The following is a 13,209-nucleotide window of genomic DNA, read 5'->3' on the forward strand; positions in this document are numbered from 1 at the left end:
CGCGGGAAGGCGCGTAACGAGGGCATCACGGGCCGGTCCTCCCTTGGGAACAGGGGCAGGACCGGCCCCGTGTTCGAGGACGCCCCAGTGATAGAAAGGTCCGTCTGAGAACAGCCTGAGTACCACCGGCGTGGCGGAAACGAGCACCACGGGCGTGGGGACACATCAGTTTGAGGGGGAAAGCGCTGATGACTCAGCCGCCCGAACACCCGCCCCTGGGCGGCGGTTTCGGGGCACCGCAGAATCCGCCGCCACAGGGTGGTTTCGGTGCCCCGCAGGACCCCCGGCCGGCGACCCCGCCACCGCCCGTCCAGCCCCCGGCGACCCCACCGCAGCCGGGGTACGGCCACCCGCAGCAGCCGCAGCAGCCGTCGGCTTCCGGCCCGTTCCAGCAGCCGGGCGCGTATCCGCAGCCGGGCCCGTACGGCGGGCCGGGTCCCTACGCCCAGCAGCCCGGCCGGCCCGGTCCGTACGCCCAGCAGCCCGGCCCCTACCCCCAGCAGCCCGGCCCCTACGCCGCTCCCCACCCCGGCTACGGCTACCCGCAGCAGCCGCCCCGGTTCCCCGGCGCGCCCCTCCCGCCCCCCGGCGGCGGCCCCTGGAACCCTTTCAGGGGCAAGCCCGCGCTGGTCGTGGGCGCCGCCGTCGCCGCGCTGCTCCTCATAGGCGGCACCGTGTACGCGGTCGGCAGCGGCGGCGACAAGAAGCCCACCGCCGACAGCAACCAGAGCTCCGGGCCGTCCTCCACCGCCTCCGCCCCGGCCGACGCGAGCGGTGGCAGCGGCGACGGCGGCGCGGACCCGGAGAACCTCAACCAGGACCGCAAGCCGGGGGAGGACAGGGTCCTCTGGTACCGGCAGGCGCCCGACGCGCCCGGCCACGGCGCCGACGCCCCCGGCATGTGGATCACCGGCAGGTCGGCGGTGAAGGCCGCGTACAAGCAGGTCTTCGCCTACGACGTCGCGGGCGGCAGCCCCACCTGGAACCCGATCTCCTTCCCACAGAAGATCTGCGCGGTCACTCCGCAGAAGACGGCGGACGACAAGGTCGTGGTCGCCTACATGAGCGGCGTGAGCGACAGCGCCAAGTGCAACCACATCCAGGAGATCGACCTCGACACCGGCAAGAAGGGCTGGAGCGCGCAGATTGCCGACGGCGCCCTCTTCGACAGCGCGCTCGCCGTCGACCTGACCGTCACGGGCAGGACCCTGCTGGTCGCCCGCGCGCAGTCCGGCCTGGCGTACGACGTGGCCACCGGCAAGAAGCTGTGGGAGAAGCAGCGGTACGGCGCGGCCTGCTTCCCGACCGCGTTCGCGGGCGGCGCCAAGCTCCTCTCGGTCGCCTCCTGCGGCGCCGGCGGCTCCGACGCGCACGACGAGGTGCAGGAACTGGATCCCACGACCGGCAGGACCAAGTGGACCAAGAAGATCCCCAAGGGCTGGTCGGTCGCCCACGCCTACTCCGTCGATCCGGTCGTCCTCTACCTCACCGACGAGGACAAGACGCGGTGGAACGTCTCCACACTGAGGAGCGACGGCAGCGTGCGCTCCCAGCTGAACGTCGACGAGTCCTTCGCACCCCGGTGCGGCTGGGCCATCCTCAACCGTGACCTGCAGGGCTGCACGGGCGCCGTGGCCGACGCGAGCACCTTGTACCTGCCGACCGACGCGAAGAGCGGCCCGAACGAGATCGTCGCGATCAGCCTGGACACCGGCAAGGAGAAGTGGCGGGTGAAGTCCCCGGCGGACGAGTCGATGCTCCCGCTCAAGATGGAGGGCACCCATCTGATCGCGTATGTCGAGCCGTCGTACGACACGGGCGGCCAGGTCGTCTCCATCGCGACGGCCGGCGGGAGCCACACCGCGGCGAAGCTGCTGCAGAACCCGGCGGGCGCCGCGCAGGTCGAGAGCGGCTTCTTCGCCAAGGCGATCGACTACGTGGACGGGCGCCTGTACCTCTCCACGACCCGGCTGACGGGCGGTACCCGGTCCAAGGAGAAGCTGATGCTGGCCTACGGCAGGTGAGCGGTTCACCGACCCGCCCGTCCCCGCCCACTGTTCCTGTGTCCTTCGAGGTCCTCACGCCATGAGCCAGCCGCCACCCCCTCCCCACCAGCCGCCCCCGCCGCCCCACCAGCCTCCGCCGGGCGGTGGTTTCGACGCCCCGCAGCCTCCGCCGCCGGGCGGCTTCGGCGCCTTCGGCGCACCCCAGCCGCCGCCCCAGGCGCCCCCGCCGCCCGCCCAGGGGCCGGGCTACGGCCATCCGCAGCCGCCGGCCCCGCCGCAGCCGGGATACGGGTATGCCCAGCAGCCCGGTTACGGCTACCCGAACCAGCACCCCGGCTACGGCCATCACCAGCCGCCGATGGTTCCCGTACCGGCGCATGGCGCCCCGGGCGGCGGCCGCAAGGGGCCGAGCGCCACGGTGTGGATCGTCGTCGCGGCGGTCGCGGCCATCGCGCTGGTCGTCGGCGTCGGGGCCTGGTACGCGAACAACTCCTCCGGCAGCGACACGGGCGGCGGCCCCGCCTCCGGCGCCGACGGCGGCCAGGGCGGCCAGGGGAGCGGCACCGGCGGCTCCGGTTCCGGCAAGGAGAAGGCGCCGGCCGACCCCAGCGCCAGGGTTCTCTTCCGGATCCCGGCGCCGCGGATCACGGACAGACAGGAACTCGACAACGTCGCCGGCTCCTGGCTCACCGGCTCCGTCTACGCCAAGGCCGGCATCAACAAGATCGTGGGCTACGACCCGGACACCGGCGCGACCAAGTGGACGCTGCCGCTGAACGGCCAGACCTGCGCGGGCTCCCCCGAGATCAGCTCCTCCGGGATCGCCGCGGTGGTCTCCGAGTCGGGCAAGCGGGCGAACGTGCGGGACCGCAAGCCGTGCGGCGACGTCACCGCGTTCGAGGTCGCCACCGGGAAGAAGCTGTGGACGAAATCGGTCGGCACCGGTGGCGCGGCGGTCCCGTTCGGTGAGGTCTCCATCAGCGGCACGACGGTCGCCGCCGGCGCCGGCCTCTACGGCGGTGCCGCCTTCGACCTGGCCACCGGCAAGGTGCTGTGGCAGCACGGGAGGGGCTCCTGCACGGACGTCGGCTACGCGGGCGGCGATCAGCTCGTCGCGGTGCGCAGGTGCGGCCCCTTCGGCAAGGAGCTGTACGAGGTGCAGCTGCTCGACCCGAGGACGGGTGGCGCCAGGTGGAGCTACAAGCTCCCCGAGGGCATCGACAACGCCAAGGTGATCTCCACCAAGCCGGTGGTGTTCGGCGTGGACTCGGGCGGCATCACCGCCTCCGGAGCCACGGACGTCTTCTCACTGGACGACACCGGCGGGCTGCGGACGAAGATCGCCCTGGAGGACGGCAAGTACGAGCACCACTGCGGCCTCGGCAAGGTGCACGACTGCCAGGCGATCACGGTGGGCAACGACAAGCTGTACGTGCCGACCAACGACCACGACGGCTCGGCCGAGGGAACCCGGACCAACGAGATCATCGCGTTCTCGCTGGCCACCGGGAAGACCACCGGCGACCGGATCGACGCCGGCGACGGCTACGACATCTTCCCGATCCGCATGGACGGCGGGAACGTGCTGGCGTACAAGAGCGGCCCGTACAACAAGGGCGCCCAGGTGGTCTCGGTCGACGGCGGGTCCCTGAAGCAGACGAGACTGCTGGAGACCCCGGCCTCCCAGGAGGTGCTGGGCGCGATCATGAGCATGGTGCCGAAGACGTCCGAGCTGCTCTACACCGACGGCCGGCTCTTCCTCGGCAAGGACCTGGTCGGCAAGCCGTTCACGGCCGACCAGAAGTCGTACACCGCGCTCGGCTTCGGCGCGAAGTAGCGCGTACGCGGCGCACGGCGAAGGCCTCGCTCCTGTTCGGGGGCGGGGCCTTTCACGTACCCGTCATCAGCCGCCATTGGGCGGGATTTCGGTAATCCGGGGCACTTCTGGCCGGTAGGGGAAGCGCGATGTCGAACAAGCGTGTAGCTTCCGGGGGCATGAAGGGCGGGGGGTGCGCCCGGGGGGCTTCTGTCCATGCGGGCCAGTGGGCATCCATAGTGGGCATCCACGGGGGGGGACTGGGGGGTTGCTCGATGGGAGTGCGGCTCATGGTGGTCGACGACCACCGATTGCTCGCCGAGGCGCTGGCCTCGGCTCTGAAGCTGAGGGGGCACCGGGTGCTCGCCGCGGCGGCGCCCGCCGCGGGGGCGGCGGACCTTGTGATCAGCAGGGCGCCCGAGGTGTGCCTGCTGGGCACGGCGGCACCCGCGGAGCCCGGCGCCTTCGACCCGGTGGTGCGCATCAAACGGGAGCGCCCGCAGGTGGCGGTGCTGGTGCTCGGCCCGGTGCCCAGCCCGCGCGGGATAGCGGCCGCGTTCGCCGCCGGAGCCTCGGGCTACGTACGGCACGACGAGCGCATCGAGGGCGTCGAGCGGGCCATCATGAAGGCGCGGGCGGGCGAGGCGGCCGTGGCGCCGCAGCTGTTGCAGGGCGCGTTCAACGAACTGCTCAACCCGGCGGCGCAGCCGGACGACGAGGGCCAGCGCCTGTTGGAGATGCTGACCCCGAGGGAGGTCGAGGTCCTGGTCCGGGTGGCCGACGGCGAGGACACCCGCCTCATCGCGGCGGGCATGGGCATCGCCCCGTCCACGGCCCGCACCCACGTCCAGCGCGTCCTGATGAAACTGGGCGTGGGCTCCCGCCTGGAGGCTGCCGCCCTGGCAGCGCGGACCGGCCTCCTGGACCGGGCGGGGCCCATCGGAAGCAAGTGACCGGGCGGTGCGCCCCACAGGGGCGCGGGGAACCGCGCGGGATCAGCCACGGACCAGCCGCGGCCGACGTACGGCGCGCAGTTCCCCGGCGCCCGATGAAGCCGCGTGGCCGTGCTACTCGGGCCTCTCCTCCGACGCCGCGTCGAGGGACGGCGGAGCTATCGGCCTCAGCTTCAGCCAGAGCAGGAACAGCAGGCCCAGGATCAGCATCCCGAGGCCCGTCCACAGGTTGATGTTGACGCCCTCCGCCTTGCGGATCGCGGCGTCGGACGCCGTGAACCCGGCGATCATCACAATCACGCCGTAGAGCACGAACAGGCCGCCGATGATGCGGCGCAGGTCGAAGATGCGTGCCGCGGTGGCGGACTTGCCTTCCAGCTCGGTGACTTGGCGCTGGACGTCGTGTTCGGAGTACTCGGACATGGTCGGTCAATCCTCCGCGGTCAGAGCGAGAACGGGATGTAGCAGGCGGCGGCGAGGACGACCGCGCCCCAGCCGAGCAGGGCGGGCCTGCGGTACCAGGCGTCGTCGCCCGCGGAGGGCGGTTCGGCCATGCCGGGCGAGCGGGTGCCGTAGACGAGGCCCTGGAGCTGGTCCGCCGGCTTGGGCCTGGTGAACAGCGAGACCGCGACCATCACGACCGCGCCGGCCACGAAACCGGCGATGGCGGAGACGAAGTTGGCGCCCTGGTCGGAGGGGATGCCGATGACGCCGTGCTTGTAGATGACGAAGTAGTTCACCATCGCGGTCACCGTGCCGGCGAGCAGGCCCCAGAAGCCGGACTTCGCGGACGCGCGCTTCCAGAACATGCCGACGACGAACACCACGAACATCGGCACGTTGAAGAAGGAGAACAGCGTCTGCAGGTAGCTCATGATGTTCGAGAACGACGACGCCAGGAACGCCGTGCCGATCGACGCCAGCACGCCGATCGCCGTGATGAGGCGGCCGAAGCGGACGTAGTACGCGTCCTCGCGGTCCTTGACGATGTACCGCGCCCAGATGTCGTTGGTGAACACCGTGTTGAAGGACGACACGTTGGCCGCCATGCCCGCCATGAAGGCCGCCAGCAGACCGGTCACCGCGATGCCGAGGACGCCGTTGGGCAGCAGCTCCTGCATCAGGTACGGGATCGCGTCGTTGTACTGCAGGGAGGAGCCGGGCGTGCCGATCTTCGGGACCAGGACGGCGGCCACCAGGCCCGGGATCATCACCAGGAACACGATGAAGATCTTCGGGAACGCGGCGATCAGCGGGGTGCGCTGGGCCGCGGAGAGGTTCTTCGCGGACAGGGCGCGCTGCACCTCGGCGAAGTTGGTGGTCCAGTAGCCGAAGGACAGCACGAAGCCGAGGCCGAGGACGATGGTCAGCCAGTTGGCGCCCAGCGGGTTGGCGTGCCCGATCCCGGTGCCGCCCCAGGCGGTGACGAAGTCGTGGCCGTGGGTCTTGGTGAGCTTGTCCGTCAGCCCGCCCCAGCCGCCGACCTTCTTCAGGCCGAGCACGGTGATCGGGATGAGCGCCGCGAGGATCACGAAGAACTGCAGCACCTCGTTGTAGATCGCCGACGACAGGCCGCCGAGGGTGATGTACGCGAGCACGAAGAAGCCGGCGACCACGATCGCCACCCACTGCGGCCAGCCCAGCAGCGCCTCGACGACGATCGCGAGGGCGTAGAGGTTCACGCCCGCGATGAGGATCGCGGCGAAGGCGAACAGGATCGAGCTCAGCAGGTGCGCTCCCTTGTCGAAGCGCAGCAGCAGGAACTCGGGCACGGAGCGGACCTTGGAGCCGTAGTAGAACGGCATCATCACCAGGCCGAGGAAGACCATGGCCGGGATGGCGCCGATCCAGTACCAGTGCACGGTGTAGGCGCCGTACTGGGCGCTGTTGGCGGCCATGCCGAGGATCTCGGTGGCGGCCAGGTTGGCGGAGATGAACGCGAGACCGGTGATCCAGGCGGGCAGCGAGCGCCCGGACAGGAAGAAGTCGAGGCTGGTCTTCACCGAGCGGCGGGCCGCGAAGCCGATGCCGAGGACGACCGCGAAGTAGATCCCGAGGATCGCGTAGTCGAGCCCGTTCGTGGGGAGTCGTAGCTCGGCTGCCAGACATGTGGGGGTATGCATGAGCACTCGCTTCGTTGCGTGAACCAATCAGTGCGGAACCGTACGCCCCCACGTTCGATATTTGAACTCTTCTGATGACGGTCTTTGTTGGATTGTGACGTTGACGCCGGTGGTGACTTGTGTTTTGGTGTGTTGGGTTATGTTTGAAGGGTGAGTGGCTCGAATGGAGAGTCGAACGTGAAGAAGACCTCGACCCGGCTGGCCGACGGTCGTGAGCTCATCTACTACGACCTGCGCGACGACGTCGTGCGGGACGCGGTCGACCGCCGGCCGCTCGAGCGGACCGTCACGACCTCCGAAATCCGCCAGGACGTGCTGCTCGGCGACTCGGTCGCCGTCGCCTCGCACCGCCAGGGCCGCACCTACCACCCGCCCGCCGACGAGTGCCCGCTGTGCCCCTCCCGGGACGGCAGGCTGAGCGAGATCCCCGACTCGTCCTATGACGTCGTCGTCTTCGAGAACCGCTTCCCCTCGCTCGCCGGCGACTCCGGCCGCTGCGAGGTCGTCTGCTTCACCTCCGACCACAACGCCTCCTTCGCCGACCTGACCGAGGAGCAGGCGGGCCTGGTCCTGGACGCCTGGACCGACCGCACCGCCGAGCTGTCCCACCTGCCGGCCGTCGAGCAGGTCTTCTGCTTCGAGAACCGCGGCGCGGAGATCGGCGTGACCCTCGGCCACCCGCACGGGCAGATCTACGCGTACCCCTTCACCACCCCCCGCACCGCCCTGATGCTCCGTTCGCTGGCCGCCCACAAGGAGGCGACCGGCGGAGGGAACCTGTTCGACGCCGTCCTGGAGCACGAACTCGCCGACGAGCGGATCGTCCTGCAGAGCGAGCACTGGGTGGCGTTCGTGCCGTACGCCGCGCACTGGCCCTACGAGGTCCACCTCTACCCCCGCCGCCGCGTCCCCGACCTGCTCGGGCTCGACGAGGCGGCACGCACAGAGTTCCCCAAGGTCTACCTGGAACTCTTGAAGCGCTTCGACCGGATCTTCGGCGAGGGTGAGCCTCCGACGCCGTACATCGCCGCCTGGCACCAGGCGCCGTTCGGCACACTGGACGAGTTCGACGGCGTGACGAGGGACGACTTCGCGCTCCACCTCGAGCTTTTCACCATTCGCCGCACTTCCGGCAAGCTGAAGTTCCTCGCGGGTTCCGAGTCCGGCATGAGCGTGTTCATCAACGACGTGCCGCCGGAGGCCGCGGCCCGGCGACTGCGAGAGGTAGCGAGTTCATGAGCGGGAAGTACCTGGTCACCGGCGGCGCCGGCTATGTGGGCAGCGTGGTCGCGCAGCACCTGCTGGAGGCCGGCCACGAGGTCGTCGTCCTCGACAACCTCTCCACCGGCTTCCGCGAGGGCGTGCCCACCGGTGCTTCCTTCATCGAGGGCGACATCCGCGACGCCGCCAAGTGGCTCGACGCCTCCTTCGACGCGGTCCTGCACTTCGCCGCGTTCTCGCAGGTCGGCGAGTCGGTCGTGAAGCCGGAGAAGTACTGGGACAACAACGTCGGCGGCACCATGGCCCTGCTCGGCGCCATGCGCGAGACCGGTGTGCGCAGGCTCGTCTTCTCCTCCACGGCGGCCACCTACGGCGAGCCGGTGAACACCCCGATCACCGAGACCGACCCGACGGCGCCGACCTCCCCCTACGGCGCCTCCAAGCTCGCCGTCGACCACATGATCACCGGTGAGGCGGCCGCGCACGGCCTGGGCGCGGTCTCCCTGCGCTACTTCAACGTCGCCGGCGCCTACGGCGCCTACGGCGAGCGCCACAACCCCGAGTCCCACCTCATCCCGCTCGTCCTCCAGGTCGCGCAGGGCAGGCGCGAGGCCATCTCGGTCTTCGGCGACGACTACCCGACGCCGGACGGCACCTGCATCCGCGACTACATCCACGTCGCCGACCTCGCCGAGGCCCACCTGCTCGCCCTGGGCGCCGCCGCCCCCGGCGAACACCTGATCTGCAACCTCGGCAACGGCAACGGCTTCTCGGTGCGCGAGGTCATCGAAACGGTGCGCCAGGTCACCGGGCACCCGATCCCCGAGGTCGTGGCCCCGCGCCGGGGCGGCGACCCGGCGGTCCTGGTCGCCTCCGCGGCCACGGCCCGCGAGAAGCTCGGCTGGAACCCGTCCCGCGCGGACCTCGCGGGAATCGTCGCGGACGCGTGGCAGTTCGCACGGCACGTCGCAAGCAACGCAAGGGAGCAGTAGGTGGGCGTACGCGAGGGCTTCGGGGAGATCTACGGGACGGCTCCCGAGGGCGTCTGGGCGGCACCTGGCCGGGTCAACCTGATCGGCGAGTACACGGACTTCAACGAGGGCTTCGTGATGCCGCTCGCGCTGCCGCACACGGCGGTCGCGGCGGTGTCGCGGCGCACCGACGGTGTGCTGCGGCTGCACTCGGCCGACATCGAGGGCCCGGTCGTCGAACTGCACGTCGACGAACTGCAGCCGCTGACCAACACCAGCTGGGCCGCCTACCCCGCGGGTGTCGTCTGGGTGCTGCGCGAGGCCGGCCACCCGATCGCCGGCGCGGACGTCCACCTGTCCTCGACGGTGCCGACCGGCGCCGGCCTGTCCTCCTCGGCGGCGCTGGAGGTGGTCGTCGCCCTCGCGCTCAACGACCTGTACGAGCTCGGCCTGACCGGCCCCGAGCTGGCCAGGATCGCCCAGCGCGCCGAGAACGACTTCGTGGGCGTGCCCTGCGGGATCATGGACCAGATGGCGTCGGCGTGCGCCACGGACGGCTACGCGCTGCACCTGGACTGCCGCGACCTGTCCATCCGGCAGATTCCCTTCGACCTGGCCTCGCAGGGCCTGACGCTGCTGGTCGTCGACACCCGCGTGAAGCACGCGCTGGGCGACGGGGCGTACGCCGAGCGGCGCGAGGGCTGCGAGGAGGGCGCACGGCAGCTGGGCGTCTCGCATCTGCGGGACGTGGCATACGAGGAGCTTGAGGCCGCGCTCGCGCGCCTGTCCGACGAGCGGGTGCGCCGCTATGTGCGCCATGTCGTCTCGGACGACCACCGGGTCGACCAGGTGGTCCGGCTGCTGGACGCGGGCGAGGTCCGGGCGATCGGCCCCGTGCTGACCGAGGGCCATGTCTCCCTCCGCGACGACCTGCGGATCTCCTGCCCCGAGCTGGACCTGGTGGTGGACACGGCGAACGCCGCGGGCGCGCTGGGGGCACGGATGACGGGCGGCGGCTTCGGCGGCTCGGCGATCGTCCTGGTGGAGGCGTCGGACACGGACACGATCACCAAGGCGATCGAGGAGGCGTTCACCGCCGCCGGCTACACGGCACCCCGGGTGTTCCCTGCGGTGCCGTCGGCCGGGGCGCGCCGCCTGAGCTGATCACGCCCCGGCTCGGCCCAGCCGCTTCGTCAACGTGTACTCCGTGATCCCCGGCGGGTAGTCGGGGATCACGCACACCACCTCGTAGCCCTGCTTCCGGTAGAACTCCGGGGCCTGGAAGTCCCACGTCTCCAGGCGGCACGCGGTGCAGCCGCGTTCCTCGTGGGCCGTCCGCTCAGCCTGCGCCAGCAGCCGCGTGCCGAGGCCCGCGCCGCGGTGCCGGTCGTCCACCCACAGGTACGCGACGTGCAGCCACGTCGTCCAGGTGTGCCCGACCAGCCCGCCCGCCAGTTCCCCCGCCGCGTCCAACGCCCACACATGGAGCGGAACATCGCGCTCCGCCGGCGTTCCGCGCAGCGCGCGCAGCACCGGGGACGCCGCCGTGTTCGTCTCACGCAGCCGAGCGCGGAGCAGGTCCCGCCGCTCCTTGTCGACTTCTGTCTCGATACGAAACATGCGGCTCACCATAAACGCGTCGGCCGACCAGTTCTGCAATTCTCCTTCCGCTCCAGGCCGGCGGCCCTACCCTGTGAAACAGCGCCGGTGGGGGCCGGTGCTGATCAGGGGGCGAGACAGTCGGGTACGGCGCCCGGGGCGGGGGTAGCAGTTCCGACACGGCGGCGGCCGTGCCGCTGCGTTACCCGTCCCAGGAGAAAATCCGGGGAGCGCTCCGGGCGCCCTATCCGCGCCGGGCCGTCCCCCGAACAGTGGGGGTATCAGTGGTTCGCATCCGAGTTCTGGTCGTCGACGATCACCGCATCTTCGCCGAGTCCCTCGCCGCCGCCCTGGCGGCCGAACCGGACGTCGACGTGTCCGCGGCCGGCAGCGGCCCGGCCGCGCTGCGCTGCCTGGAGCGGGCGGCCGCGGAGGGCCGCAGATTCGACGTGATGCTCGTCGACGCGGATCTCGGTGGCAACGTCCTGGGCTCACGCCCGGCGGTCCCCGTACAGGACGGCGACGAGGACGGCCTCGTCGACGGCATCTCCCTAGTCGCCGGCGTCCGCTCCGGCCAGCCGAACGTGCGGACCGTCGTCCTCGCCGAGAAGGACGACCCGCGCCGCGCCGCCCTGGCCCTGCAGGCGGGCGCCTCCGGCTGGGTCGCCAAGGACTGCTCGTTGCAGCGGCTGCTCACGGTCATCCGGGGCGTCCTGCGGGACGAGACGCACCTGCCGCCCGCCCTGCTCACCGGGGTGCTGCGCGAGCTGACCGCGGCCCGCAAGCACCGCACCGAGAGCGAGCGTCTGGTGGAGTCCCTCACGCCCCGGGAGCGGGAGGTGCTGCGGTGCATGGTCGCCGGACTCGGCCGCAAGGCCGTCGCCGAGCGGCTGTTCCTGTCCCCGCACACCGTCCGCACGCACATGCAGAACGTGCTGGGGAAGCTGGGCGTCCACTCCACGCTCGCCGCCGTCGCCCTCGCCCGCCGCGCCGGGGTCGGACCGGTCGACCTAGCCGGGGATGTTGTCGAACGGGGCGGTCAGCTGGCGTAGCAGCGCGGCCAGCTCACCGCGCTGGGCCGAGCTGAGCTCGGAGAGGATCGCGCGCTCCTGGTCGAGAAGTCCGGCCAGAGCCTGGTCGGCCCGGTCCCGGCCCTCGTCCGTGAGCCGCACCAGCACACCCCGGCGGTCGCTCGGGTCCGGGAGCCGCTCGACCAGGCCCTTCTTCGCCAGGCGGTCGATGCGGTTGGTCATCGTGCCCGAGGTGACCAGCGTCTGGGTGAGCAACTGGCCGGGGGAGAGCTGATAGGGGCTGCCGGCCCGGCGGAGCGCGGTGAGGACGTCGAACTCCCAGGGCTCCAGGCCGTGCTCGGAGAATGCCAGCCGGCGTGCGCGGTCCAGATGCCGGGCCAGTCTGCTGACCCGGCTGAGCACCTCGAGCGGTTCCACGTCGAGGTCCGGGCGTTCCCTGCGCCACGCCGCGACCAGCCGATCGACCTCGTCCTCCATGCGATCAGTGTAGTGGTTGTGTCGATGTGAAGTCTCTTGATGGGAGACATCTTGACGTTGAGTCTCTTGACGTCGAGATAGTTGCGGTACGAGGATGGCGAGCCGTACGGAGGCGGCGTCAAACGGGGGCGACGCCTCCGTACGGCGGCGCCGCACGCGGCCGCGCCGCCCGCTGCTCGTCCGCCCGCCCCGAGGAGGCCCCGCCATGCCCGCCACCGGCCCCGTCTGGGACCCCGCCCAGTACCTCCGTCACGCGGACCACCGCGCCCGCCCCTTCACCGACCTGCTCTCCCGCGTGCCCGGACTTCCCGGCGACCCGCCGCGCATCGCCGACCTGGGCTGCGGACCGGGCAACGTCACCGTCCTGCTCGCCGAGCGCTGGCCCACCGCGCACATCACCGGCTACGACAACTCCCCGGAGATGCTCGCGAAGACCGACGCCCACGCGGGCCCCACGGCCGGCGGCGGCCGCCTGGACTTCGCACACGCCGACGCCCGCACCTGGGCGCCGAAGGAGCCGTACGACCTGATCATCAGCAACGCCACCCTCCAGTGGGTACCCGGACACGCCGGGCGTTTCGCCGAGTGGGTGACAGCCCTGAAGCCGGGCGGCACCTTCGCCTTCCAGGTCCCCGGCAACTTCGCCTCCCCCAGCCACCGGCTGATGCGCGAACTCGCCCACTCCGCCCGCTGGAAGGACCGCCTCGCCGAAACCCTGCGCCACGACGACGCGGTCCTCACCCCGGAGGCGTATCTGCACCACCTCACCGCGCTCGGCTGCGCGGCGGACGTCTGGGAGACGACGTACCTGCATCTGCTGCAGGGCGAGGACCCGGTCCTCGACTGGGTCAAGGGCACCGGACTGCGGCCGGTCCTCACCGAGCTGGGGGAGGAGGCGGAGGAGTTCGTCGCCGACTACCGCGTGGCGCTGCGCGAGGCGTACCCGGCGACCGAGCACGGCACGGTGTTCCCGTTCCGCCGTATCTTCGCCGTCGCCCGGAAGGGGGCCTGA

At 71.2% G+C, this 13,209-nt stretch carries 12 protein-coding genes; 8 read left to right on the forward strand and 4 right to left on the reverse strand.

The genetic code is table 11. The features are described from left to right. Positions 1–188 precede the first annotated feature (188 nt). From ACFYZE_RS24735 to ACFYZE_RS24745, 3 genes are all read left to right on the forward strand, one after another. Positions 189–2,024 carry a PQQ-binding-like beta-propeller repeat protein gene (locus tag ACFYZE_RS24735; RefSeq protein WP_388998021.1) on the forward strand — a complete coding sequence of 612 codons (1,836 nt, stop codon included), beginning with the start codon at positions 189–191 and terminating at the stop codon, positions 2,022–2,024. Positions 2,025–2,085: 61 nt separating this feature from the next. Further along, positions 2,086–3,843, forward strand: a complete 1,758-nt coding sequence (locus ACFYZE_RS24740; RefSeq protein ID WP_388998024.1) for a PQQ-binding-like beta-propeller repeat protein — start codon at positions 2,086–2,088, stop codon at positions 3,841–3,843. 254 nt (positions 3,844–4,097) lie between these two features. Then, positions 4,098–4,775 carry a LuxR C-terminal-related transcriptional regulator gene (locus tag ACFYZE_RS24745; RefSeq protein WP_388998026.1) on the forward strand — a complete coding sequence of 226 codons (678 nt, stop codon included), beginning with the start codon at positions 4,098–4,100 and terminating at the stop codon, positions 4,773–4,775. Between the two features lie 114 nt (positions 4,776–4,889). Here ACFYZE_RS24745 and ACFYZE_RS24750 read toward each other — a convergent pair whose 3' ends face one another. Both ACFYZE_RS24750 and ACFYZE_RS24755 read right to left on the reverse strand, forming a co-directional pair. Further along, complete coding sequence (locus ACFYZE_RS24750) at positions 4,890–5,198, reverse strand: hypothetical protein (protein WP_388998029.1); 309 nt, start codon at positions 5,196–5,198, stop codon at positions 4,890–4,892. Positions 5,199–5,218: 20 nt separating this feature from the next. Next, a complete protein-coding gene (locus ACFYZE_RS24755; protein ID WP_388998032.1) occupies positions 5,219–6,898 on the reverse strand; it encodes a sodium:solute symporter family protein in 1,680 nt (559 codons plus the stop codon). A gap of 177 nt (positions 6,899–7,075) precedes the next feature. On the opposite strand from ACFYZE_RS24755, the gene galT reads away from it, so the two are divergent. The 3 genes from galT to galK are packed head-to-tail and all read left to right on the forward strand — an operon-like array spanning position 7,076 to position 10,254. Continuing rightward, positions 7,076–8,137, forward strand: a complete 1,062-nt coding sequence (galT, locus tag ACFYZE_RS24760; protein ID WP_388998035.1) for a galactose-1-phosphate uridylyltransferase — start codon at positions 7,076–7,078, stop codon at positions 8,135–8,137. Next, positions 8,134–9,111: a UDP-glucose 4-epimerase GalE gene (gene galE, locus ACFYZE_RS24765; RefSeq protein WP_388998038.1), complete on the forward strand. Its 978-nt coding sequence runs from the start codon at positions 8,134–8,136 to the stop codon at positions 9,109–9,111. The genes galT and galE overlap by 4 nt, the downstream gene beginning before the upstream one ends. Continuing rightward, the gene (gene galK, locus ACFYZE_RS24770; RefSeq protein ID WP_388998041.1) at positions 9,112–10,254 is read left to right on the forward strand and encodes a galactokinase; all 1,143 of its coding nucleotides are present in this window, start codon (positions 9,112–9,114) and stop codon (positions 10,252–10,254) included. It abuts the gene before it with no gap. Here the strand turns inward: galK and ACFYZE_RS24775 are convergent, their stop codons facing one another. Further along, on the reverse strand, positions 10,255–10,722 hold the full coding sequence (locus ACFYZE_RS24775) for a GNAT family N-acetyltransferase (RefSeq protein WP_388998215.1): 468 nt from the start codon (positions 10,720–10,722) through the stop codon (positions 10,255–10,257). Positions 10,723–10,973: 251 nt separating this feature from the next. On the opposite strand from ACFYZE_RS24775, the gene ACFYZE_RS24780 reads away from it, so the two are divergent. Next, a complete protein-coding gene (locus ACFYZE_RS24780) occupies positions 10,974–11,741 on the forward strand; it encodes a response regulator transcription factor (protein ID WP_200420679.1) in 768 nt (255 codons plus the stop codon). Here the strand turns inward: ACFYZE_RS24780 and tamR are convergent. Further along, a complete protein-coding gene (tamR, locus tag ACFYZE_RS24785; RefSeq protein WP_103837595.1) occupies positions 11,700–12,197 on the reverse strand; it encodes a MarR family transcriptional regulator TamR in 498 nt (165 codons plus the stop codon). The two genes, ACFYZE_RS24780 and tamR, sit on opposite strands and share 42 nt — an antisense overlap. 205 nt (positions 12,198–12,402) lie before the next feature. Here tamR and ACFYZE_RS24790 point away from each other — a divergent pair, with 205 nt between their 5' ends. Then, a complete protein-coding gene (locus tag ACFYZE_RS24790; protein ID WP_388998045.1) occupies positions 12,403–13,209 on the forward strand; it encodes a trans-aconitate 2-methyltransferase in 807 nt (268 codons plus the stop codon).

Origin of the sequence: Streptomyces sp. NPDC001796, assembly GCF_042892355.1 — a bacterium.
In the GTDB taxonomy this organism is placed as follows: Bacteria; Actinomycetota; Actinomycetes; order Streptomycetales; family Streptomycetaceae; genus Streptomyces.

Coding starts and splice junctions, on each gene's coding strand:
- ACFYZE_RS24750 (WP_388998029.1), bottom strand. CDS start 5,198: ATGTCCGAGTACTCCGAACACGACGTCCAGCGCCAAGTCACCGAGCTG.
- ACFYZE_RS24790 (WP_388998045.1), top strand. CDS start 12,403: ATGCCCGCCACCGGCCCCGTCTGGGACCCCGCCCAGTACCTCCGTCAC.
- galE (WP_388998038.1), top strand. CDS start 8,134: ATGAGCGGGAAGTACCTGGTCACCGGCGGCGCCGGCTATGTGGGCAGC.
- tamR (WP_103837595.1), bottom strand. CDS start 12,197: ATGGAGGACGAGGTCGATCGGCTGGTCGCGGCGTGGCGCAGGGAACGC.
- ACFYZE_RS24755 (WP_388998032.1), bottom strand. CDS start 6,898: ATGCATACCCCCACATGTCTGGCAGCCGAGCTACGACTCCCCACGAAC.
- ACFYZE_RS24745 (WP_388998026.1), top strand. CDS start 4,098: ATGGGAGTGCGGCTCATGGTGGTCGACGACCACCGATTGCTCGCCGAG.
- ACFYZE_RS24775 (WP_388998215.1), bottom strand. CDS start 10,722: ATGGTGAGCCGCATGTTTCGTATCGAGACAGAAGTCGACAAGGAGCGG.
- ACFYZE_RS24740 (WP_388998024.1), top strand. CDS start 2,086: ATGAGCCAGCCGCCACCCCCTCCCCACCAGCCGCCCCCGCCGCCCCAC.
- ACFYZE_RS24735 (WP_388998021.1), top strand. CDS start 189: ATGACTCAGCCGCCCGAACACCCGCCCCTGGGCGGCGGTTTCGGGGCA.